The following is a 22,078-nucleotide window of genomic DNA, read 5'->3' on the forward strand; positions in this document are numbered from 1 at the left end:
CGTGCTTGAAGCCTATCGTAAACAGGTCGCAGAACGCGCCGCAGAAGGTATTCCACCAAAACCATTGAACGCCGAACAAGTTGCTGGATTGGTCGAACTGTTAAAAAATCCCCCCGCTGGTGAAGCTGAAGTATTACTGGATTTGATCACCAACCGCGTTCCGCCCGGCGTCGATGAAGCCGCCTATGTTAAAGCCGCTTTCCTAAGCGCGATTTTGAAAGACCAAGCTTCCTCCCCCCTGATCGATAAGCCTCTCGCGATTAAACTGCTCGGCATGATGCTCGGCGGTTACAACATCGAAACCCTGGTTAACCTGCTCGACGATGCCACTCTGGCGCCTTTGGCTGCCAAAGAACTCAAGCACACTTTGCTGATGTTTGATGCATTCCACGATGTGGAAGAGAAAGTAAAAGCCGGTAATCCACACGCCAAAGAACTGATGCAATCCTGGGCTGATGCCGAGTGGTTTACCAGCAAGCCTAAAGTGCCCGAGAGCACCAAACTCACCGTTTTTAAAGTCACCGGCGAAACCAATACCGATGACTTGTCACCGGCACCTGATGCCTGGTCACGCCCTGATATCCCCCTGCACTCACTCGCCATGTTCAAAATGGCGCGCGATGGCATCACCCCTGATGAGCCAGGCAAAATCGGCCCAATCAAACAAATCGAAGCACTGAAAACCAAAGGCTATCCATTGGTATTTGTGGGCGATGTAGTCGGTACAGGTTCTTCACGTAAATCTGCTACCAACTCGGTATTGTGGTTCATCGGCGAAGATATCCCGGGTGTACCTAACAAGCGCACCGGCGGTGTGTGCATCGGCAGCAAAGTCGCGCCGATTTTCTACAACACCATGGAAGATGCTGGCGCACTGGTGTTTGAAGCACCGGTTGACAACCTGAATATGGGTGATGTAATTGAGATTCGCCCATACGAGGGCAAAATCCTCAACGCCACTACCGGCGCGGTGATTTCTGAGTTCAGCCTCAAGTCCGATGTGCTGTTGGACGAAGTCCAGGCTGGCGGCCGTATCCCGTTGATCATCGGCCGCGGCCTGACCACCAAAGCACGCGCTTCACTGGGCTTGCCTGCAAGTACTTTGTTCCGCCTGCCAGAATCACCGGCTGACACCGGCAAGGGTTATACCCTCGCACAAAAAATGGTAGGCAAGGCGTGCGGCGTAAAAGGTATTCGCCCAGGCACCTACTGCGAGCCGTACATGACGACTGTAGGTTCACAGGACACCACCGGCCCTATGACCCGCGACGAACTGAAAGACCTGGCCTGCCTTGGCTTCTCTGCCGACCTGACCATGCAGTCTTTCTGCCACACTGCTGCGTATCCAAAGCCAGTGGATATCGAAACCCAACACACATTGCCCGACTTCATCATGACTCGCGGCGGCGTTTCCCTGCGTCCAGGCGACGGTATCATCCACAGCTGGTTGAACCGTATGCTGTTGCCTGACACCGTAGGTACCGGTGGCGACTCACATACCCGTTTCCCGATTGGTATTTCCTTCCCAGCCGGTTCAGGCCTTGTAGCGTTTGCTGCTGCGACCGGTGTTATGCCACTCGACATGCCTGAGTCTGTTCTGGTTCGCTTCAAAGGTGAATTGCAACCGGGCATCACCCTGCGTGATCTGGTAAATGCGATTCCTCTGTATGCGATCAAAGCCGGTTTGTTGACCGTTGAGAAAAAGGGCAAGAAGAACATTTTCTCTGGCCGTATCCTTGAAGTAGAAGGTTTACCTGACCTGAAAGTAGAACAAGCGTTTGAAATTTCTGACGCATCGGCCGAGCGTTCCGCGGCTGGTTGTACTATCAAGTTGGATAAAGCGCCCATCATTGAATACATGACATCCAACATCACCATGCTGCGCTGGATGATCGAACAAGGTTACGGCGATATCCGCACCCTTGAGCGCCGCGCGCAGAAGATGGAAGCCTGGATTGCCAACCCTGAGTTGATGGAAGCTGATGCCGATGCGGAATATGCAGCGGTTATCGACATCGACCTGGCGGACATCAAAGAACCCATCCTCGCCTGCCCTAACGATCCGGACGATGTGAAAGTATTGTCTGAAGTTCAAGGCGCGAAGATTGATGAAGTGTTTATCGGTTCGTGCATGACCAACATCGGTCACTTCCGCGCTGCGGGTAAATTATTGGCCTCAACCAAAGACGAGTTAACTACCCGCCTGTGGATTGCACCGCCCACCAAAATGGACGAGCACCAATTGATGGAAGAAGGCTACTACAGCATCTACGGCGTTAAAGGTGCCCGTACCGAAATGCCAGGCTGCTCACTCTGCATGGGTAACCAGGCGCGTGTAGCTCCGAAATCGACTGTGGTTTCTACCTCTACCCGTAACTTCCCGAACCGTTTGGGTGAAGGTGCGAATGTGTACTTGGCTTCTGCTGAATTGGCTGCTATCGCTGCGGTACTCGGCAAGCTGCCAACACCAGAGGAATACCAAAGCTACGCGAGCAAAATCAACAGCATGTCTTCCGAGATTTATCGCTACCTCAATTTCAATGAAATTGAGAGCTACCAAAACGCTGCCAACGAAGGCAAGCGTATTGCAGCGGTAGAGATCCAGACTGTTGCAGTGTAAGTAAAAAATAAGACGTAAGTCTTAAACGAAAAACCCGCAGCGATGCGGGTTTTTTCATTTTATCGTTTGGTATTTTGTGCTTAGGACCTAGCACGTAAATAGGCTTCAGCTTGTCGAATATCTTCCTCGTTACGAATTTCCAGGCTTTCTTTTTCGGGCATTAGATAAGGAATCAGGTGGCTACGCGGGATGATCTCCTCGCGCAAAAAATCATCTACTTTAAAAATTGAAATGGCGCCGTTGGGTAAATACAGCGAAGGCAAATCCTCCCGAAGTATTAGGCTTGTATGCTCGCCTGCGAGTAGATGTAAAAACTCACCACCACCCACATAGGCACGCATATATTTATTGCTGATTTCATAAACACTGATCAGGCGCCGACAGCAGGGAAAATCGCGGTATTCAGCGAGCGCCTCGACAATATGTTTTGCCTGACGTAGTGGCGAGGTGGGCTGCAGCAAGATAATCGTATCTTTACCTGCCGGTTTTACGCGATGAATAAACTCGGCAACTACCGGATCCAAAGGGGAATCATCACGCGCAAAATGGTAATCACGCTTAATGCGTTCAGCGCCGTAATAGTGAGCCATCGCCAGAATCTGATCGTCGTCCGATGAGACATAGACTGCATCGACAACCCCCGATTTTTGCGCCGCAATGATCGTATAAGCCAATAGCGGTTGGTCGAGTAGCGGCTGAATATTTTTTTGAATAATACCCGTTGAACCGCCACGGGCAGGTATCAGTGCAAATACGTTTGACATAGCGACTCCAGAATTCTGGCTTGCTATAGGGTGCGACCCAACTGATCGCTGATGAGAACTTATTTAGCTTAGATGAAATTGCGAGATATGAAAGCCTGAAGGCAAATAAGCCTCAGCAAAAAGCTAATCCAACAATTAGCTTTTTGCTGTAAATGGCAGGCGGTCGACAATACCACCGAGGAAACCACCCGTGGTATTCAACGCACGAACAATGGATTCCATTGCCTGGAACTGTGCCATTAAGCGCGCACGATAGGCTTCACTACGCCGCTCCAGCGCTTCTTCATTTTGCTCTACACGCTTGATGTCTTTATCAATAGTAGTTTCGCGTTCTTTTATCAAACCGGAGGTTTTCAAAAACTCATTAACCAGGCTGCTCATACTGCCCGCGAAACCACGAGTGAATGTCAGCGTACCTGTAGTTGCTCCAGGCTCTACCATCATACTCAGGCCTTCAGCTTTAGAGCCGATTGCAGGCAATAAGATATTGCCCGAACCAAATGCGGCAACGCCATCGACGGTACCTGCCACATCAGTACCACTTGAAACTACAACACCATTAGTCATACCAAAGTCAGCCAACATATCAGCGCTAACTGCACTAAAGTTCACAGTACTGGACGCGCCATAAGAGGCCGACGTAAAGACTAACTTACCGCCTTCAAAAGTTACTGCCACACTTGCATTGGCCGCTTTAACGTTAGCGTCAAGGTTAATCAAACTTTGTAAATCAGCCGCCAATTCAGCGCCCGATCCATATTGCTTACCCGCCGGCAAACTAATGGCGTTGGACGTAATACCATTTAATTGAAAAGTAAAACTGTAGTCTTTAGTGCCGCTACCAATGCCAACCAGATCAACGGGATCAGTTGTAGTTAAGGTACCCTTTGATGGTTGTTGGGTAATCACTACCTCATAAGAACCCGGCTGGCTTCTTGCCGAGAATTTAGTGACATCGATATTTGAAACCGACGAAGAAGCTTTAGGCACAAATAAGTCGCGCACAAACTCAAAGTTATCGTCTATGGCCGCGCGGAACCCGGTGCTGTCGTCTTCATATATTTTGAGAGTGCCATCCAGTTCGGTACGAATACCTAAATTTGACAGTGTACTGAACCCCTCACCGATTCCAGGAACCGCATTCGTTAATACATTGCGGATACTTTGCATCAAATTTTTAGCGAGAGGATCACTTTTTAAACTGCCAAAATCATCCAATTCAGCATCAAAACCGACAAGTACATCAACTTCAGCCTTGAAGGTATTGTATGCCTGAACAAAATCACGGATGGTTTGTTCGGCGACCGATTTGTCTTCAGAGATGACCAAACTAATGGTTTCAGTGGCTGAGCTGGTGAACAAATCAAACTCCAAACCATCGATGACATCTTTCACCTGGTTGGATTCGCGGCTTACCAATAACCCATTTACACGAATTTGTGCATCCAGCCCCTCTTGTTGCTGAGTCAGGTTTTTAGTGGTCTCGTTAAAGTTAAATGCGGCAAGCCCAACGGCAGCCGGATCTTCTGTTGCAACAACTTCGATTTCGTTTTTAGCACCAGTACTGGCAGTCATCAACAGCCTGTAAGAACCGCCATCACTAACAATACTTGCCGATACACCAATATCGGCAGCGTTGATCGCATCACGCAGACCAGTCAGCGAGTTATTGGAATCATCAATGGTGATGGTTCCACCGGTTTTGGTGGAATCCACGGTGAATGCGGTGTTTCCTGCATTCCAATCCCCCAAACGAATGGTCAAAGTGCCTTTGCCAACCGGACTCGTCATAGCCGCAAAACTGGCAGAGCTGAGGGATTGAGCCTGAGCAACTTGCTCGACTTTTAACTGATAGCTACCCGCCACAGCCTTTGAATCCAGCTTGGTAATGCCAATCAAACTGGTATCTGGAACGGACAGGGCTTTGGCATTAAATGTATCGGCGCTACCAAGCGCGGCGGCAGCGGTTTCCAGCTTCGCAAGCGAGCTGCGCAACAGGCCATAATCTGAAATTTGTGTTTGCAGAAGTGTCTTTTGACTGGTCAAGCGCTGCGCCTGAACCATCTTGTTCGCTTCGGTAAGCTGGTCAGCGAGCTTATTACTATCGATACCAGAGCCAGACCCTAACGCACTGACAATGCTAGAACCTATTGATCCGTTGTTGTTTGTCGTACTGGATGTACTGGTCACCATAGATACCTCCACACCAAAAAATTACCGCTTCGCATAGGCTAGCGGCAACGAATGGGTAAACTTTAGCCGGTTTTGCCGCTATTTCTCAAAAAACCTGATTTTTAATAACAAAGCATAAAACAGGCCAGCACGAACAATAGGCCCATTAAATCAATCGTTATAAATGGGCAAAGTGATATAAAAAGTAGTGCCTTTTCCTACCTCGGACACATAGTCAATTGTACCACCCATACGATCAACCAACGCCTTGGTAATACTCAACCCCAGGCCTGAGCCATCCCGCTTACGGGTATCCGATGAATCCACCTGGGCAAAACGGGTAAATACACGCTGATGGAAAGACGCAGGTATTCCCTGCCCCTTATCAATTACCTCAATGTGAATGCGATGCGCTTCTTTGGTCATGCGGATCTGCACAGGATTATGCTGATAAGAAAATTTGATCGCATTGGAAATCAGGTTGGACATGACCTGCAAAAAACGATCACCATCTAATTTTGCTTTGAGCCCTATTAAGGATTCATCGGGCAGGTCGAGCTGTAAATGCACAGCGTAACGCTCCGCATAAGCAAGATGTTGCTCCACAGCCTGCTTTAAGAGTGGATACACCTCATGCACATCAATGGTTAAATTGGCACTACCAAATTCCAGTTTATCGATATCCAGAATGTCATTAACCAAACGCGACAGGCGATCCGCATTGGTTGCCGCAATAGACAAGAGCTGTGCCAGCTTTTCATCCAAAACACCAACACCACCATTCAGCGCCACGCTCAATGCACCTTTGATAGACGTTAATGGAGTGCGCAATTCATGGCTGACGGTGGAGATAAATTCTGCTTTAAGTTGTTCAACCTTTTTACGCTCGGTGACATCGTGAATGATAAAAGTAAAAAATAATCGCTCTTTAATATCCACCGGGCTAATACTGAGTTCAACATTCAGACTCACTCCGTCACTGCGCCGCGCAACGCGCTCTTTTTCGCCTTCCACAACTGAAGAAAAAAGCGCAGCACCCGACAAATCAGACAGAGAGGGGATTAAATCTGCAATCTGTAATTGCTCAAGGTTTTCTAACGAATAGTTAAACAGTATCGCAGCAGCCGGATTGGCCTTTTCAATTACACCACTGCTGTCCACTACTAAAATTGCCTCAGCGGCACTTTCCAAAATAGCGGCGAGTTCTTGCGTGCGCTGCTCAACGAGATTATGAATATGTTGGGTACGCCCTGATATCAGCAACAAAAAACCACCCAATAAACTGCAGAACAGCAAACCACCCACCAATACAAACCACGACTCCAAACCCTGCTTGCTCGTCAAAAAAAACTGTGTAGGTGCGATACGAATCTGCAGGCGCCGCCCACCTAATGTGACTTCATCCTCAAGGATTAAATTATCAGCATAGGCAGGTGTGGCCACCTGCCCCTTGGTGTAAAACCGTAAAGGGTCTGTCGCTTGGGTGATGTCAGTAATAATCAGGTTGTAATTCGCCGACGCAAAGGGCAATAAAGTAGCGGCAATTAAATCGTTAGCGCGCACAATGGCCGTCGCATACCCCATAAGCATCGGTTTATTTGCAGCTACTTCGGGTTTCAAATAAGCCAAACTGAACACCGGATAGAACGCAATTATCGCCGGCGAATAGGTTTTGTCCTGCAACAGCTGCAAAGGCTTGGTCATAGCCAACTCGCCGGTCTTCGCGGCGCGCTCAATTGCGTCAAAGCGCTCAGGGTCTGCCGCAACATTCACACCGTGAATAACCCGCCCCTGCTCCCATGGTTCTATGTAAGTGATAACAACGTAGCTATCACGCTCCGGTGCGGTAGTAAAACTGCCATCAGAAGTTGCTTCACGAATGACAAAATTATCAAAGCCCTGCCCGCGCATATTGGATTCAAACTCACTGCGTTCATCGTGTGCAAGCAAACGATTCCAGGAAAAGCCCGATACACCGTGCTTTTTTAAAATAACCTGATCCACATAAGCGATAAACTCTTCGCGAGTAACATCTTGTGACGCAATAAATAACCCCCCCAAGGTCGCGAGGATCTGCTCCACCGAACCCAGTGTGGTTTCTACGGCAGCAGCAATCAAACTCGCCTCCTGCCGAAATTGCACCTCCATTTTTTTTTGTTCGTTGTTACTGGCAGTGATAAAAATTATCACCACAACCAAGCTACTAACAACCAACGGGATACCCACAGTGGCGCGCCGATTTCGCCAAAAATAGCGGGGCTCAGCAAAAAATACACACATCAAGGGCACCGCAATAAGCACCCCTATAGCATCACCAATCCACCAAGTTCCCCAACTAAAAATAATTTGATTTATCGAAATAATGTCATAAGCAAACAGAACCAGCGTACCGATACTCGCGCTAATGGCGGCCGCTACTGGCCCGCCAAGGATAAACACTAAAAAAATATCCCGTTCGTCTGTTAAATAATTAGGAAAACCAACAAAACGACGAATAAGCCAGGCCCCGACCAAACAAGCGATACTGCTGCCACACGCGATAAAAAAACCAACCCCAACAACCCCACTGGTTAGGGTTTGTCCATCTGCCAGAGCGACACCAATATTCAGCAAGGTCGAACCAAGTAGCACACCAATAACCAGCGGATTCCCCCAAATAAGCAAAGCCGCCAAAGAGATCCCCAAGGGCAAAAATATGCCACTCACAAAACCCGGGGGGATAGCCAGCAACAATGAAAGCCAACCGCTGGCCAAATACACCAGCGTCAGTAAAACGATACGCAAAATCAGAGAGGCAAGCTTATGAGGAGAAGATAAAGCCATGTTTAAAAACCGAAAGGATACCTGCGTTAATGCTAGCTGATTATTTGCCTTTGATCGGTTTATTCAGGCTATTTACGCCCTGTAGAAATACAAAAACCGCAGCAAGCTGCGGTTTTTGTTATACGGGCAGAAAAACCACCAGAAAAATTATTATCTGAGCAGTGATAACACCTGTTCTGGTCGCGCGTTGGACTGAGCCAACATCGCCGTGGCCGCCTGCTGCAATACCTGAGCACGGCTCAGGGCGGCTGTCTCTGCAGCGAAGTCTGCATCGATGATTCGCGAACGGGAGGCAGAGGTTTTCTCTGATACGTTAGCCAGGTTAGACATGGTGAAATCCAGACGGTTATTCACCGCACCCAGATCTGCACGGGTGGCGTTCACCTGTTCCAACGCTTTATCGACAATACTGATTGCACGTTGGGCGCCTTCGTAAGTGTCAATTTTGATGCTGGCAACGCTGCCGACACCTTCGGTGTCGTTACGTTCTTGAAAGCCGGTGATATCCAATACATCTTGAGCGACTGCCGTATCACTATATCTAATCGATATTTCTTCGCCATTAGCTGAACGCAAAGCGATTCCATTAGTACCGTTTGCGAAAGCAACTACACCGGTTTTATCAGATGAAAGATTTATTACACGGATCGCCTCTGCAGCAGTCAAATCTGCGTCAGTTTGAGGGGTGATTTTGCCGATCCCGATACCGTTAATAATTAAATCACCGTCTTGTAGCGTGTCAGGTGTATTAGTTGTGATATCAACTGCACGCCCTAACAAGTTCCCATTAGGATCATTAATATCAACTCCTAACGCAATTACTCTAGGAGCGGCAGCTGCACCAGTAGCCCCCAACTCTATTTTCACACCAAGTCGATCAGCGCTAGTATCATTAAAGACCAATGAAAAAGATGTGGTGGCATCTATTAAGCCTGTCGGATTACCAGTAGTAGCAGTCTCATCAATAGTGATTGATGTTGCACCTTCTGCAGTTAAAACCAATTTACCACTAGAGTTTAAAGTCGCCTCAATCGCAGTTTCAGAATTAATCTTGTCCACAAGCTCCTTCATGCTACCAGTACCGGTTATGGTATAGATCTGTTGCATGCCGTTACCGTCAAGAAGAGTCAACTGAAGATCTTCGTCAGGCGAGCGCAACACACCTGATCCCGCAGTGCTTGCAGTAACCTGAACCAAAGATGTCGCCTCTGCCCCTTTACCTTCAAGGTCAGAGTTAATACTTGCTAATGCATCGTTAAGTATTGTGGGAGCAGGAAGTATTTCTTTTATCGCCGTACCATTAATGGCTAAATCGCCAGCCAAGAGAGCATCCAGTGCGGCCAATGTTGTAGGTGCGCCCACTATATCCCCTGATGAGCCACCCATAGAATAAGTATTAAAAGAACCAATACTCACATCCATAGTTTCATTGGCTTGAGAACCGACTTGCAGCACGGTTTCGCCGAGGGTGCCATCCAACAACTTTTGGCCGTTGAATGAAGTTGTTTCTGCAATACGATCCATTTCTTTCTTGAGCTGCTGAACCTCAGCATCCAGCGTTTGGCGGTCGGCATCGTTGTAGATTCCGTTCGCTGACTGAATGGAGAGTTCACGAATACGTTGCAGCATATTGGTCACTTCTTGCAAAGCACCCTCTGCGGTTTGAACCAGAGAGACGCCGTCGTTCGCGTTACGGATCGCTTGATCCAAGCCGCGAATTTGAGATGTCATGCGGTTTGAAATCGCCAAACCAGCAGCATCATCTTTAGCTGAGTTAATACGTTGACCAGAAGACAAACGCTCTGTTGCTTTATCGAGTGCGTTTCCAGAGTTCATCAATTGACGCTGTGAATTTAAGGAAGCGACATTGGTGTTAATAATTAAAGGCATAATAAATCTCCTAATGATTGTTCCTGTTCACAGTTGCGTGTGCTGTGACAAGCCGACTGATGAAGCCCAGAAACAGCGGCAAATAAATTGCTCAGTTTGTGAGAACTTCGTGGCAAGACTGGTAAGAAATGGATACCAACAGGATTTCTATACGGGTCGCCTAAGTGGGCTTTTGCACAGACTGTGCCAAGAAAAAAATCAAGCGATTTAGGCCATAAAAAACAGCCTCGGCAGGAACAATTATTCAAGCGAGGCAAACAACATTTTTTAGGTAGTGTGCTTAATAAAAAAACGACTAAAAAATAATAATTGCGGAAAAAATATTCAAAAAAAACCTCAAAAAAAAAGAGCAGCGAATGCTGCTCTTTTTTTAAAACACACTATTTTCAAAACCGCTTAAAAAGCCATAAATCAATGATTTAAAAGCATTTTTAAGCCTGCGCGCTAATCAGGCTAACTGGCTCATCGGGTGTGAGTTGCTGTGCCAAACGCAGAAATATTTCATCGGGAATTTGACGAATAACTTCTTGCGTACTCCTGTCCAACACCTTCACAACTGTTTCGCCTGAACCTGGGTCATAAGTAAAATTCAGGTCACGCTGGGTGGACTGAATATACTCATTCATCTGCGCAACCGCAGCCTGTACTTGCTCTTGTACCGCTTGGGAATTGACGGTTTCAGTAGCTACAGGTTTTGCCGCCTCGGCAACAGGCGGCAAATCATTGCCGGTTTTTTGACCTTGCACAAAGCCCACCAACGACGAAGCCGGCACTGGTTTCACCGGTGCCGGTCCCGCTGCGATTTTAGTGATTTCATTCATCATAAAGTCCTCACTAGAACACACCTTCAAAGTTAGCCAGAGGGCTAACTTTGAAGGAAGCTACCACCTTATCTCAACAGTGACAGTACTTGTTGTGGACGTGCATTAGACTGAGCCAACATCGCAGTCGCCGCTTGTTGCAATACTTGTGAACGGCTGAGGTTTGCAGTTTCTTGCGCAAAGTCCGCGTCGTTAATACGTGAACGTGCAGCAGATGTTTTCTCAGAGATGTTCGCCAGGTTTGATACGGTGAAGTCCAAGCGGTTGTTAATCGCACCGAGGTCTGCACGGGTAGCACTTACTTGGTCGATGGCTTTGTCGATGATGCTAATGGCTTTTTGAGCACCCGCAGCGGTTGAAATATCAACGCTTGCAACAGATCCTACACCTTCAGTCGCATTACGCTCTAGCAAGCCAATTTGAGTGCTCATATTGGTTGCGGCATTCTCACCAAATTTAATTGACACTTCAGAACCATCAACAGATTTCAAGTTGATACCGGCAGAGGTCCCATAAGCTACTACGCCTGTTTCTGCTGACTTTTCGTTGATTGCATCGATTAAATTTGTAGCTTTTGTCGTTGCACCTGCAGCATCGGCAGTTCCACCAGCAGCAACTGGCCCGATCTCAACGCCATTGATAATGAGATCGCCTTCATTCAAAGCGGTTGTAGCTGTTGCTGTGGCAACAGCCCCGCCTTGGATGGAACCGTCAGCTTGGGTTGCGTTAAAGCCAGCTGTCAAAAGATCCGCAGGAGTACCAGTCTCTACTTTGATACCGGTGCTATTACCTGGAGTCTTATCCAAAACCAAAGAGAAGTCGGCAGATACAGTGCCTGTTGCACCAACGTTAGCAATTGCATTACCAATTCCTGTTAGAGCTATTGACTGTGAGTTTTGCGCAGTCAGCACTAGCTTACCCTCGTCGCTCAAAGAAGCCTGAACGATACCACCTGCAGCATCATTGATCTTGGAAACAACCTCTTCCATATTGTTTGTGCCAGTCACCTTGATTGCTTGGGCCTGACCATCGCCATCAGTCACAGTGATGGTGAGAACATCGGTTGAAGCTACTAATTGACCAGAGCCAGCTGCCCCCACTTTCAACTCAGACACAGCACTTACATTTACACCAACAGCGTTAAAATCACTATTTAACGTCTCAAGTGCTTTATTAATCGTGCCAGCATTAGTTGTAGTTAATAGAGTTGCTTGCTTGTCATTAATTTCAAGATCACCAGCTGTCAACGCTTGCAGTGCAGTTAAGGTAGTGCTTGAACCCACCAAATCTCCACTGCTACCGCCCAATGAACCAGTATCGAATTTGCCGATGTTTACGCTCAAAGTCTGATTTGCTTGAGAACCGATTTGAAGATCAGTTTTACCCAAGGTGCCATCCAACAACGCACGGCCATTGAACGAAGTCGTATCAGCGATACGATCCAATTCTGCCTTCAACTGTTGTGCTTCAGCGTTCAGGGTTTGGCGGTCAGCATCGTTGTAGATACCGTTCGCAGACTGAACAGACAGTTCACGCATACGTTGCAGGATGTTGGTAGATTCTTGCAGAGCACCTTCAGCGGTTTGGATCAGCGACACACCATCGTTAGCGTTACGGATGGCTTGGTCCAGACCGCGAACCTGAGAGGTCATACGGTTACCGATCGCCAAACCAGCGGCGTCGTCTTTTGCGGAGTTGATACGGTTACCAGAGGACAAACGTTCGGTAGCGCGATCAAGTGCGTTGCCTGAGTTCATCAATTGACGTTGCGCATTGATGGAGGCGATATTGCTGTTAATTACTAAAGCCATGATTAATCTCCTGGATTAATGTCTGTGTGCAGTATCACTGCGATAACAAGTCTGTTGATGAAGCCTGAGACAAACTTACTAATCAGCACTTCTAACAAGGTTATCGACACATCCTGGAGTTGCTTTAATCTTTTTTTATGGCTTAAACAAAATATTTACAGCGGTAATTAACAGAATTTATTGCGGAAGGTTATATAAAAGCAGAAAAACGTCAAATTAACGACCATAAGCATCGATTGCCTTCATGGCGCGATTAGTTTGACGCAATTCTGACGCCACTTGCTCACGACTAATTTCAGCCAGCTCGGATAAACGCTTATTAATAGTCTGGATTTCTTCAATCATACGTGCGGCTTGAGGTTCCAAATCCGCCTGCGCCAGCGACTGCAGGTATTCAGCATCATTAATTGATAACAAACCCTGCTGGCGCTGCTGCACCAATGTCTCAAAGGAATCCCAATCGCCCGCCTCTGCCAATGACAGCAGTGCTTGGGACTGGCTGAGTGCGCGAGAAAGAGGATCTAACAAGGTCTCAATATCCATAAAACAGCTCTTTACCTAGGGAATACAATAAGTTGGTTTAATAAGCGAAGCCTAACGCCATCTACAAAGATTAGCAAAATTTAAATGGGTGGTTGGAAAACATTAAAGAGGGATGCTTGAGATGTGTGTTGGAAGGCGGATGATTGGTGTGTCGGAAGAGCGCAGCGACTTCCGACAAATGTTTAACCCATAACACTTGCTCTACAGGTAATTAAACAAACTCAGCTGGCTTATTTTGGTAAAACTCTGCTGCGAAGCATTAAGCACCAGAGTTTCCATCGATAAACGAATAGAGGCTTCTGCGTAATCCAGATCCTGTACACTTTTTAATTCTTGCTGAACAAACAAATTTACATCCAAATTCAAATCACGCGAACTTTCCAGAGTGTTCTGACGAGCACCCACTTCACCCTGTACTGAAACAACATTGGTAATAGAGTTAGTCAGGTTACTCAAGGTTTTGGCAACCAAATCACTCAGCAATGCTTTGCTTTCGGGTGTGTCTTTTACACTTTTCATAGCCTCACTGAAACGTGACAGCGTTGTAAGCAAACCTTGCTTATCGGTAGATTCAACAAAAAAAGAATCGCCCGCTTTACCGTTGGTTGAAACCACGCCCGCCATGGTTGCCAGGCCTGTCGCACTTTGCAGTGCAGGATTACCACCTTGCACACTAATGTTCATACCATTAGCCGACACGAACCCTGTCGCACTGGCCGTTAAACCAAGGTTCGCCAATTTAGCGGCATTGGGCGCTGCATTTAACATAGCGGCAAAATCTGCCGCGTTATTTACGATGGGCAAGCTGTTAAATTCCAGAGTTTCTGACCTGCCACCGACAGAAATCTTTACGGTTGTAGGGTTGGCAGAAAAATCGATTGGCGCTGCAGCCGCATCAAAGTTAAATGGCAAGCTGGCGGGTGTAGGAGCAACTGGTGAACCGGAAATACTGAGGCTCACACCCATCACATTAATTTCTTCGCCAGAAACGTAAGGCGCATTCGCCACCAGCACTTTGCCAGTGCTGCGTTCAGTAACGGTGTAATTAGGACCATTAGGAACAACCGCAGAGTTGGCATTAAATGCAATAACCATGTCTTCGGGATAAAAACTGTCAAACAATTCCTGATCGACAATTTGACCCACACTGACTACTGATGCAGGCAGTGCGCGATTGCTGCTACTGGCAGAAGTGTTTACCGTGTTGTGATCACTGGGAATATCTACAAATACTTTTTTGCCCGAGTCACTCACTGCCACACTGACAGAAGCAGAGGCCTGCAGAAATAACTGGCCTTCATCGCCCAAGTATTCAAAATTGCCGCCGCCTTTATTAATGAAGGGTTGAGTATCGCCTTGATAGCCCGCAAAAATGTACTGACCAGAAGCATTGCGCGTATTTTGCAAGTTCATTAACTCACTAATTCGCGTGTCCACTTCGGCAGCAATGGATTTGTAATCGGCAGCGGTTAATACCGCCGTGTTACCGGCTTTAACCGCCAACACATTCATTTGTTGCATTAGTTCTACAACTGTTTGCAAGGTTGAATCTTCCAAACTCAAACTATTATCGGCCACGTCAATATTTTTTTTGTATTGTTCGGTACGCGCCAATTCCTGATTTAATTTTAGAATAGTAGTTGCCGCTACCGGATCATCCGCAGGAGACAACACTCGTTTACCCGTAGCCATTTGCTCCTGGGTTTTAGTGACAGCCGATTGCGCCTGTCCCATGCCGAGTGTTGCTATGTTGTAAATTTGCGAAGTAGATATACGCATACCAATACCCTGTGCTTACAATTTTTGCCGCTTATCATTGGCAATGCACAAATCAATCCAACTTTTTGCTTTTGTGAATACCTGCATTCACAGGGCCCTTTTTTTAAAGGGCATTCAACAAGGTATCAAACAACTCGCGAGCGACCGAAATTACCTGCGCATTCGCACCATAAAGTTGTTGAAACCGAATTAAATCCGCAGCTTCTTCATCCAGGTTTACACCGGAAATACTATCGCGCATCGTTTGGCTTTGTTCTAACAAACTAATGCTGGCTTCGGTGTTAATTTTAGCAAGACTGCTTTTGGTGCCGACCTCCTCCACTAATTTGCCATAACCTTCCGCGAAACTAAGGCTACCGTTTTGCATAGTGGATTTTGTTTCCATGGCCACCATCGCCAACGCGTTGCGGTTATCATTTTTACCATCAGTGTTAAAACCCACAGTAAAAACATCGCCAGCTTTAGGTTGCCCGGTAAGCGTCACTTGATAACCCAGGAATGATGACTGTACAAATGTGGCAGAGCTACTGTCACCAAACAAAGGGCTACTTGAAATAGAAGGTGACATTTCAATGCCAGACGCAAGCGTGACATCAATTCTGCCACCCACAGTAATTGCACTCTCCTGCCCTACACCGGCACTGGTTAATGTCTGATTAGGATTGCCCGAACTGTCATTAACCTGAATGCTACTGGTTGCGCTTGCCGCTGAAAAACGAATATCCAGATCCACACCGGAGGCCGCAAACAACCTCAGCTCAGGTGCGCCAGTTAGCGGATTGGTAGAACTTTGCGCGCGAATTCCCAGCGCATTTAAATTGGGATTCGCGTTAATTTGCTCGGCAAGGTAATCATTGAAATCCGCCTCACTGAGATTCGGATCAGGCACGGTACTTAAAAATGCGGGCGTTGGTAATGCGCCATCATCTTGAATTATCGCTTCACCATTAATACGCAACTGCATAGGTACTGCAAAATCACCGGGTGCAACATTAATACCGGTAATTGTCGCCGTGGTGTAAGCATTTGCAGTGACGCCGGGTAAAGCGCTTAATTGCGCCGCCGTCTGCATAGCTGATGCACCCGACTGGGTAATTATACTGCGCGCTGTCACGGAACCGGTTTGTGGATCAGTAAACGTAAAATTCAACCGCTCCGCTAGATAACCATTGCCTTGTGCGGGAGCACCTATTGCAACAGTTTGCGGGCTGCGATCTGCCGGTAAACCAAGGCGATCACCAGCACCTACAATTCTGGTTTCGCCCGGATCACTCGAAAATATATTGTTGGTTGTGCCGGGTACAAACACTTGATCCTGCATGGCCGGATTCAAATGTTTTGGATTTGCAGGGTCAGAGTTATCCAATACATCGTAAGTGGTGTCCGACGTGAAGCGAATAATAATTGGCGGCGATAATTGGCCGGGGTTGGCAAAGGCAGGCAAAATATTGCCGTTTGTATCGACAACACTTAATACCTGACCGCTGCTAACAATGCCGCTACCGGTGTTGCTACTGGCGCTACCGGTGCGAATAGGCGACGCAAAGGCTAAATCCTCTGGGCGCTGCAATAATGCTTTTATATCCTGCGAACCGTTACGGGTTGGCTGCACTAAAAAAGAATCGCCACCTTGAAATGAGCCACTGGTTAAATTGAGGCTTACGCCATCAAACTCAATGCTAAATGGATAAGCGCCAGATAAACCACCTTGTTTGACCACCTGATCATCCGCAAGACGAGTAACAACATAATTGGTCGTACCAGGCACAATATCAAAACGATAATCACTGGCGGTTAACTGATTAGTATCGGTAATAGTTACATTTAATTGCCGATCATAGGGCTGCTGATTGCCGCTGCTGTGTTTTACCCGGTTAACCGCATTCACGGGGTCATTAATATCGACAAACATTTTTTGGCCGTAATCGTTATCCAGATCAAGACCTTGTTGTTGCAAATTATTAAATTCTTCTGACATTGAAATCGCAATTCGCCCCAGTTCATTCATGGACGGGGACAATACTTCATCGCGAAAACTTAATAGGCCACCAATTTGGCCACCCGAAACCTGCTCGGTAATATCAATGACCGCGCTGTTAGCCCGCAATTGTATCTGACCGTCATTGGTCACACTGAATGAGCTTGAGCTAGCCCCCAGAACCAATGGCTGGCCATTACCGATAAACACATTTAAATCACCGGTGGATTCTTTTACCACCTGAATAGACACCAATTCTGCAAGTTGGCGCAAAGTTTCATCGCGCTTGTCCAATAAATCATTGGGTTGATTGCCACCACCAGACGCCACCGCTTCACCAATGGATTGGTTTAATTCAGCAATAGACGTTGCCAATGAATTGATCTGCGAGGTAACGGTGCGAACTTCACCATTCACACTCTTTTCAATATCCGCCATTCGCTGATAAAGATTATTAAAACGGCTACTCAGGCTTTGTGCCTCGGTAATAATTAACTGCCGCGCCGGCGTAGATGCCGGGTCATTAGCGCCGTTCTGTAATGCAGCAAAAAAACTCTGTAATGAACCAGACAGACCAGTGCTTGCCTCGGCAAACAGTTTATCGACCTTGCTAATATTTAAACTGTATTTATTTAACTGATTATAAGTAGAAGTATCGGAACGCAATTGTGTTGTGACAAATTCGTTTACCACGCGCTCGATGGATGCAGTGGTAACGCCAGAGCCGATGTAACCTGCGCCACCTGCAATTTGCTCAGGGCGCGTCACATAATTTACTTCCTGCCGCGAGTACCCTTGGGTATTGGCATTGGAAATATTATGGCCTGCGGTACGCAAAGCATTTTGACTGGCCTGCAGCCCGGAAATGGCATTGGAAAGAATACCGGACATAGCATTACTCCGCTAAGTGGCGGGCGGTAGTAGCCGCCAGAGAGAGAACTGACTGGGCGCTCGTTTGCAAAACACCGGCTTGTAGGTCTTTTGCAGCAGCAGAAATATCCAGTGATTTAATAGCATCACTATTCAATAAACTTTTAATTTTTTTCGCGTAATAAGGGTCGGTCGCATAACCGGCGGACTGTAACGCCTCGGCATAAGCCGATGAATTTGTGCCCGTTGCCAATACTTTTTCGTAGCGCGGATTATTTTTCATTAGGCGCACATAATCTGAAAAGCTCTCCGCGTAATCATTGTATTTACGGAAATCTGATTTTTCTTGCGCAGCAATACCATTGCGATACTCCAGGGTATTTACATTGACTTTATCGCCCTGCCACTGACTGCCCGCTTTAATATTGAATAAATTAAAACTGTTTTCGCCCGCGCGATCATGAATAACGTGTTTGCCCCACCCGGTTTCCAGCGCAACCTGTGCAATCAACACATCCGGATTAATTTGTAATTCTGCTGCCGCTTTTTCGGCGTGAGGTTTAAGCATCAGCACAAAATTTTCCTGGGTGGCACTAATACTGGCTTTTTGGCCGCCGCGCAGGGTGGCCGCTTGTGGTTTATTCAATAGCTGTGGAATAAGTGCGTAGTTAATCGCAGGGAAGACAGGTTGCTGCTCTTCTGCAGCGCCCAGTGCTTGCATCTGCACGTTGTCACTCATGCGCATAAAATCTTGAATCCAATCGTCCAGTGACGTTGCTGGTGCACCCGCAGACAGATCAGTATCGGATGAATTCACAGCATCAGTTTCAGCGCTATTCGCTGCACGCGGAATCAGCGCGTCCAAGCTTGTTAGCGTGTTGTTTTGCACATCCGCTTCGGGGCGCATGGCACTGCCGTAGTTTTGCATCATTTGGCGATAAAAATGATCCGCCACACCAATACCAGAACCGCTGGTTAAATTGATCACCATTTGTTGGTCGAGCATGTCGCGATGAAAACGTGTGGTTTGGCTGTCTAAAAAATTACCTTCACTAAAAACATCATTCGCTTCGCGCATGGATTTCAGCATTTGTTGTACCAGCAAACCCTCAAACTTTTTGGCAACTTCTTTAATTGCCTGAGGGTCCCGGTCGCGTCCCATAGCTTTGATGGAATTCAACGAGTTGGGGTCAAGATAATTATCTTGCACCTGCGGGACTTTAATGCCGGTATCGATGGGTAACATTTAGATCACCACTAATTCCGCTTTGAGTGCGCCGGATTGTTTTAAGGCTTCCAGAATCGCCATTAAATCGCTGGGAGATGCACCCACATTGTTGACTGACCGCACTATGTCATCCAGATTGGCGCCTGGCGCGAACTTGAACATGGGGTTAGTTTCTTCATCAGCCTGCACATTGCTGCTAGGGACAACTACAGTAGTTCCACCGGCCAAGGCATTGGGTTGGCTCACGGTTAAACTTTCCGCAATAGACACAGTGAGGCTGCCGTGAGTAACAGCAACAGGTGATACACGGACATTTTTGCCAACCACAATAGTGCCGGTGCGCGAATTAATAATCACCTTCGCCACTTCTTCGCCCATGGTGACATTTAAATTTTCCAGCATCGCAATAAAATCGACACGCTGCGCCGGATTCACGGGTGAATTCACCATAATTGACACCGCATCGAGCGGGCGTGCTACATCTGGCCCCAACATGTCATTAATACTTTTTGCCAACGCATTGGCGGTGGTGAAATCGGCACGATGCAAATTAAATACAATTGGTTGACCGCCGGCAAAATTAGTTTCCACCATACGCTCCACCATGCCCCCGCTGGGAATACGCCCGGCACTGGGAACGTTCACGGTAATTTTTGAGCCGTCATTACCTGATGCACTCAAACCACCAACCACCAAATTACCCTGTGCAATGGCGTAAACTTTTCCATCCAGCCCTTTTAATGGAGTCATTAATAAACTGCCGCCACGCAAACTTTTTGCGTTACTGATAGAGGAGACTGTAACGTCAATTGTTTGACCTGGTTTTGCAAACGCAGGTAATTCGGCCTGGATCATCACCGCGGCAACATTTTTCATTTGCATACGCGCGCCTTCCGGCACGGTAATACCAAATTGCTTCAGCATGCTATTGAAGGATTGGGTAGTAAAAGGTGATTGTGTTGTTTGATCCCCCGTGCCATCCAAACCAACCACCAAGCCATAACCGACTAATTGGTTAGCGCGCACACCGGCAACACTGGCGATATCTTTAATTCGTTCGGCATAGCTGGATGCACTAAACACTAACATCAACGTCAACGCCGAAAATCCCAAATACTGCGGAATTTTTTTGATGCTGGAAACAAAAAAACTGGGCATAAAAATACCTCGATAAAACTGGATTACATAAGCCCTGCTGGTAAGGGGCAGAAATTACAATGGCCACAACTCGCTGTTAAAAAAACGCGATAACCACCCCATAGATTGCGTGCTTGCCAGTGCGCCGGTGCCACTGTACGAAATTTTTGCATTGGCCAGGCGGGTTGATAACACGGTGTTATCCGGCGCTATATCATCGGGGCGCACTATGCCGCTAATGCGAATAAATTCGTCGCCACGATTAAGCGTTATCCATTTTTCGCCGCGCACAATTAAATTGCCGTTGGGTAATATTTCTGCAACTGTCACGGTGATATTGCCTTGTAAACTATTGCTCTGATCGGCATCGGCACTGCCATCAAATGTTCTGCCCTGTTCAAGGTTGGTTGTTAACTCATTCCCCTTAATGGTTGGGTTTACCCCCAGAAGCGGGCCGGCATTAAAATCCACTCCACTATTTTTACTGGTATTTACACCGGAAGATTTACGCGAAACAGTTCGTTCGCTCAGCGTTACTGTAATTACGTCACCCACAAAATGCGCTTTGCGATCATCAAACAAATTCAGGCCATAAGCATCTTGATAGAGCGAGCCTTCCGTGCGCTGGGGCACCGGCATATTCGCGGCAATAGTAGGCGCGTAGGCAGGATCATCCGGCATAGGTTTTTTGTTAGTGAAGCATCCGGTCAATGCCAATACTGTGCTGGCGGCCAACACCAGTTTGAGTGAGCGATATGACTTGTTTATTTGCGCAGCCATGATTAATTACTCATCAAAGATTTTGCGTAATGTATTGCAACATTTGATCAGCGGTAGAGACGACTTTTGAATTCATTTCATAGGCGCGCTGGGTGGTAATCATGTTGACCATTTCTTCCACAATATCCACGTTGGAATTTTCCAACATGCCTTGTTTAAGTACACCCAAACCGTTTTCACCCGGCGTTCCCTGCACGGGTGCACCACTGGCCACAGTTTCAACAAATAAATTGCCGCCAATTGGTTGCAAGCCGGAGTGGTTAATAAAATCCACCAAGGTAATGTCGCCCAATTGTTGCGGCTCCACCTCACCGGGCGTGTAGGCATTTACTGTACCGGTCGTGCCGATGGTAATTTTGGTAGCGCCCTCAGGCACAATAATGGCGGGCTCTAATAAATAACCGTCGGCATTTACTAATTGGCCTTCGCCATTAATTTGCAGTTGGCCATTGCGGGTATAAGCAATAGTGCCGTCAGGTTGTAACACCTGTAAAAATCCGTGACCATCAATCGCAACATCGAGCGACTGCTCTGTCACTTGCAAGGTACCCTGGGTAAATTCTTTTTGTGTGGCGACGACACGCACCCCCGCCCCCAACTGCAAACCCGATGGCAGTTCCGTTTCCTGAGTTTGCTGTGCGCCGGGTTGGCGTTGGTTTTGATACAGCAGATCTTCAAATACGGCGCGATCACGTTTAAAACCAATGGTGCTGGTATTAGCAAGGTTGTTGGAGATGGTAGTTAACTGGCGATCTTGTGCTGACAAACCAGTTTTACTTACATAGAGGGCGGCGTGCATAATCTTTTCCTCATTTGAAGCGCAGCAAAATAAATAACAGCGCGCTTACTATGTCGACCTAAA

At 47.3% G+C, this 22,078-nt stretch carries 14 protein-coding genes; 1 reads left to right on the plus strand and 13 read right to left on the minus strand.

Annotation, left to right across the window (positions count from 1 at the left end; all coding sequences use genetic code 11):
- The first annotated feature begins 1 nt into the window (after position 1).
- Positions 2 to 2,620, plus strand: coding sequence for a bifunctional aconitate hydratase 2/2-methylisocitrate dehydratase (acnB, locus tag NNX04_RS04115; RefSeq protein WP_007641133.1), 2,619 nt, complete (start codon positions 2 to 4; stop codon positions 2,618 to 2,620).
- A gap of 80 nt (positions 2,621 to 2,700) precedes the next feature.
- On the opposite strand, the gene NNX04_RS04120 is transcribed toward acnB, so the two are convergent.
- From NNX04_RS04120 to flgG, 13 genes are all read right to left on the minus strand, one after another.
- Positions 2,701 to 3,384 (minus strand): acylneuraminate cytidylyltransferase family protein, encoded by a 684-nt coding sequence (locus NNX04_RS04120; protein WP_151057651.1) that lies wholly within the window; start codon positions 3,382 to 3,384, stop codon positions 2,701 to 2,703.
- Between the two features lie 135 nt (positions 3,385 to 3,519).
- The gene (fliD, locus tag NNX04_RS04125; RefSeq protein ID WP_261947611.1) at positions 3,520 to 5,577 is read right to left on the minus strand and encodes a flagellar filament capping protein FliD; all 2,058 of its coding nucleotides are present in this window, start codon (positions 5,575 to 5,577) and stop codon (positions 3,520 to 3,522) included.
- 150 nt (positions 5,578 to 5,727) lie between these two features.
- A complete protein-coding gene (locus NNX04_RS04130; protein WP_261947612.1) occupies positions 5,728 to 8,379 on the minus strand; it encodes a CHASE domain-containing protein in 2,652 nt (883 codons plus the stop codon).
- A 150-nt stretch (positions 8,380 to 8,529) separates the two neighbouring features.
- Entirely contained in the window at positions 8,530 to 10,269 is a 1,740-nt protein-coding gene (locus tag NNX04_RS04135; RefSeq protein ID WP_261947613.1) for a flagellin N-terminal helical domain-containing protein, read from the minus strand.
- Positions 10,270 to 10,700: 431 nt separating this feature from the next.
- Positions 10,701 to 11,093, minus strand: coding sequence for a flagellar protein FlaG (locus NNX04_RS04140; protein WP_261947614.1), 393 nt, complete (start codon positions 11,091 to 11,093; stop codon positions 10,701 to 10,703).
- 65 nt (positions 11,094 to 11,158) lie between these two features.
- The gene (locus tag NNX04_RS04145; RefSeq protein ID WP_261947615.1) at positions 11,159 to 12,901 is read right to left on the minus strand and encodes a flagellin N-terminal helical domain-containing protein; all 1,743 of its coding nucleotides are present in this window, start codon (positions 12,899 to 12,901) and stop codon (positions 11,159 to 11,161) included.
- 216 nt (positions 12,902 to 13,117) lie between these two features.
- On the minus strand, positions 13,118 to 13,444 hold the full coding sequence (locus tag NNX04_RS04150) for a flagellar protein FliT (protein ID WP_007641111.1): 327 nt from the start codon (positions 13,442 to 13,444) through the stop codon (positions 13,118 to 13,120).
- A 201-nt stretch (positions 13,445 to 13,645) separates the two neighbouring features.
- Positions 13,646 to 15,223, minus strand: coding sequence for a flagellar hook-associated protein FlgL (gene flgL, locus NNX04_RS04155; protein ID WP_261947616.1), 1,578 nt, complete (start codon positions 15,221 to 15,223; stop codon positions 13,646 to 13,648).
- Between the two features lie 103 nt (positions 15,224 to 15,326).
- Entirely contained in the window at positions 15,327 to 18,092 is a 2,766-nt protein-coding gene (gene flgK / locus NNX04_RS04160; protein ID WP_151057642.1) for a flagellar hook-associated protein FlgK, read from the minus strand.
- 4 nt (positions 18,093 to 18,096) lie between these two features.
- Entirely contained in the window at positions 18,097 to 19,317 is a 1,221-nt protein-coding gene (gene flgJ, locus NNX04_RS04165) for a flagellar assembly peptidoglycan hydrolase FlgJ (RefSeq protein ID WP_261947617.1), read from the minus strand.
- On the minus strand, positions 19,318 to 20,388 hold the full coding sequence (locus NNX04_RS04170) for a flagellar basal body P-ring protein FlgI (RefSeq protein WP_050977029.1): 1,071 nt from the start codon (positions 20,386 to 20,388) through the stop codon (positions 19,318 to 19,320).
- Positions 20,389 to 20,511: 123 nt separating this feature from the next.
- A complete protein-coding gene (flgH, locus tag NNX04_RS04175; protein WP_007641105.1) occupies positions 20,512 to 21,216 on the minus strand; it encodes a flagellar basal body L-ring protein FlgH in 705 nt (234 codons plus the stop codon).
- 13 nt (positions 21,217 to 21,229) lie between these two features.
- Entirely contained in the window at positions 21,230 to 22,015 is a 786-nt protein-coding gene (gene flgG / locus NNX04_RS04180) for a flagellar basal-body rod protein FlgG (protein WP_007641104.1), read from the minus strand.
- Between the last annotated feature and the right edge of the window lie 63 nt (positions 22,016 to 22,078).

The sequence above is a fragment of the Cellvibrio sp. QJXJ genome (assembly GCF_024452345.1).
Lineage (GTDB): Bacteria > Pseudomonadota > Gammaproteobacteria > Pseudomonadales > Cellvibrionaceae > Cellvibrio.

Bases quoted from the DNA above. Each gene is read 5' to 3' on its own strand.
- NNX04_RS04120 (WP_151057651.1), bottom strand. From the start codon at position 3,384: ATGTCAAACGTATTTGCACTGATACCTGCCCGTGGCGGTTCAACGGGT.
- fliD (WP_261947611.1), bottom strand. From the start codon at position 5,577: ATGGTGACCAGTACATCCAGTACGACAAACAACAACGGATCAATAGGT.
- NNX04_RS04130 (WP_261947612.1), bottom strand. From the start codon at position 8,379: ATGGCTTTATCTTCTCCTCATAAGCTTGCCTCTCTGATTTTGCGTATC.
- NNX04_RS04135 (WP_261947613.1), bottom strand. From the start codon at position 10,269: ATGCCTTTAATTATTAACACCAATGTCGCTTCCTTAAATTCACAGCGT.
- NNX04_RS04140 (WP_261947614.1), bottom strand. From the start codon at position 11,093: ATGATGAATGAAATCACTAAAATCGCAGCGGGACCGGCACCGGTGAAA.
- NNX04_RS04145 (WP_261947615.1), bottom strand. From the start codon at position 12,901: ATGGCTTTAGTAATTAACAGCAATATCGCCTCCATCAATGCGCAACGT.
- NNX04_RS04150 (WP_007641111.1), bottom strand. From the start codon at position 13,444: ATGGATATTGAGACCTTGTTAGATCCTCTTTCTCGCGCACTCAGCCAG.
- flgL (WP_261947616.1), bottom strand. From the start codon at position 15,223: ATGCGTATATCTACTTCGCAAATTTACAACATAGCAACACTCGGCATG.
- flgK (WP_151057642.1), bottom strand. From the start codon at position 18,092: ATGTCCGGTATTCTTTCCAATGCCATTTCCGGGCTGCAGGCCAGTCAA.
- flgJ (WP_261947617.1), bottom strand. From the start codon at position 19,317: ATGTTACCCATCGATACCGGCATTAAAGTCCCGCAGGTGCAAGATAAT.
- NNX04_RS04170 (WP_050977029.1), bottom strand. From the start codon at position 20,388: ATGTTAGTGTTTAGTGCATCCAGCTATGCCGAACGAATTAAAGATATC.
- flgH (WP_007641105.1), bottom strand. From the start codon at position 21,216: ATGGCTGCGCAAATAAACAAGTCATATCGCTCACTCAAACTGGTGTTG.
- flgG (WP_007641104.1), bottom strand. From the start codon at position 22,015: ATGCACGCCGCCCTCTATGTAAGTAAAACTGGTTTGTCAGCACAAGAT.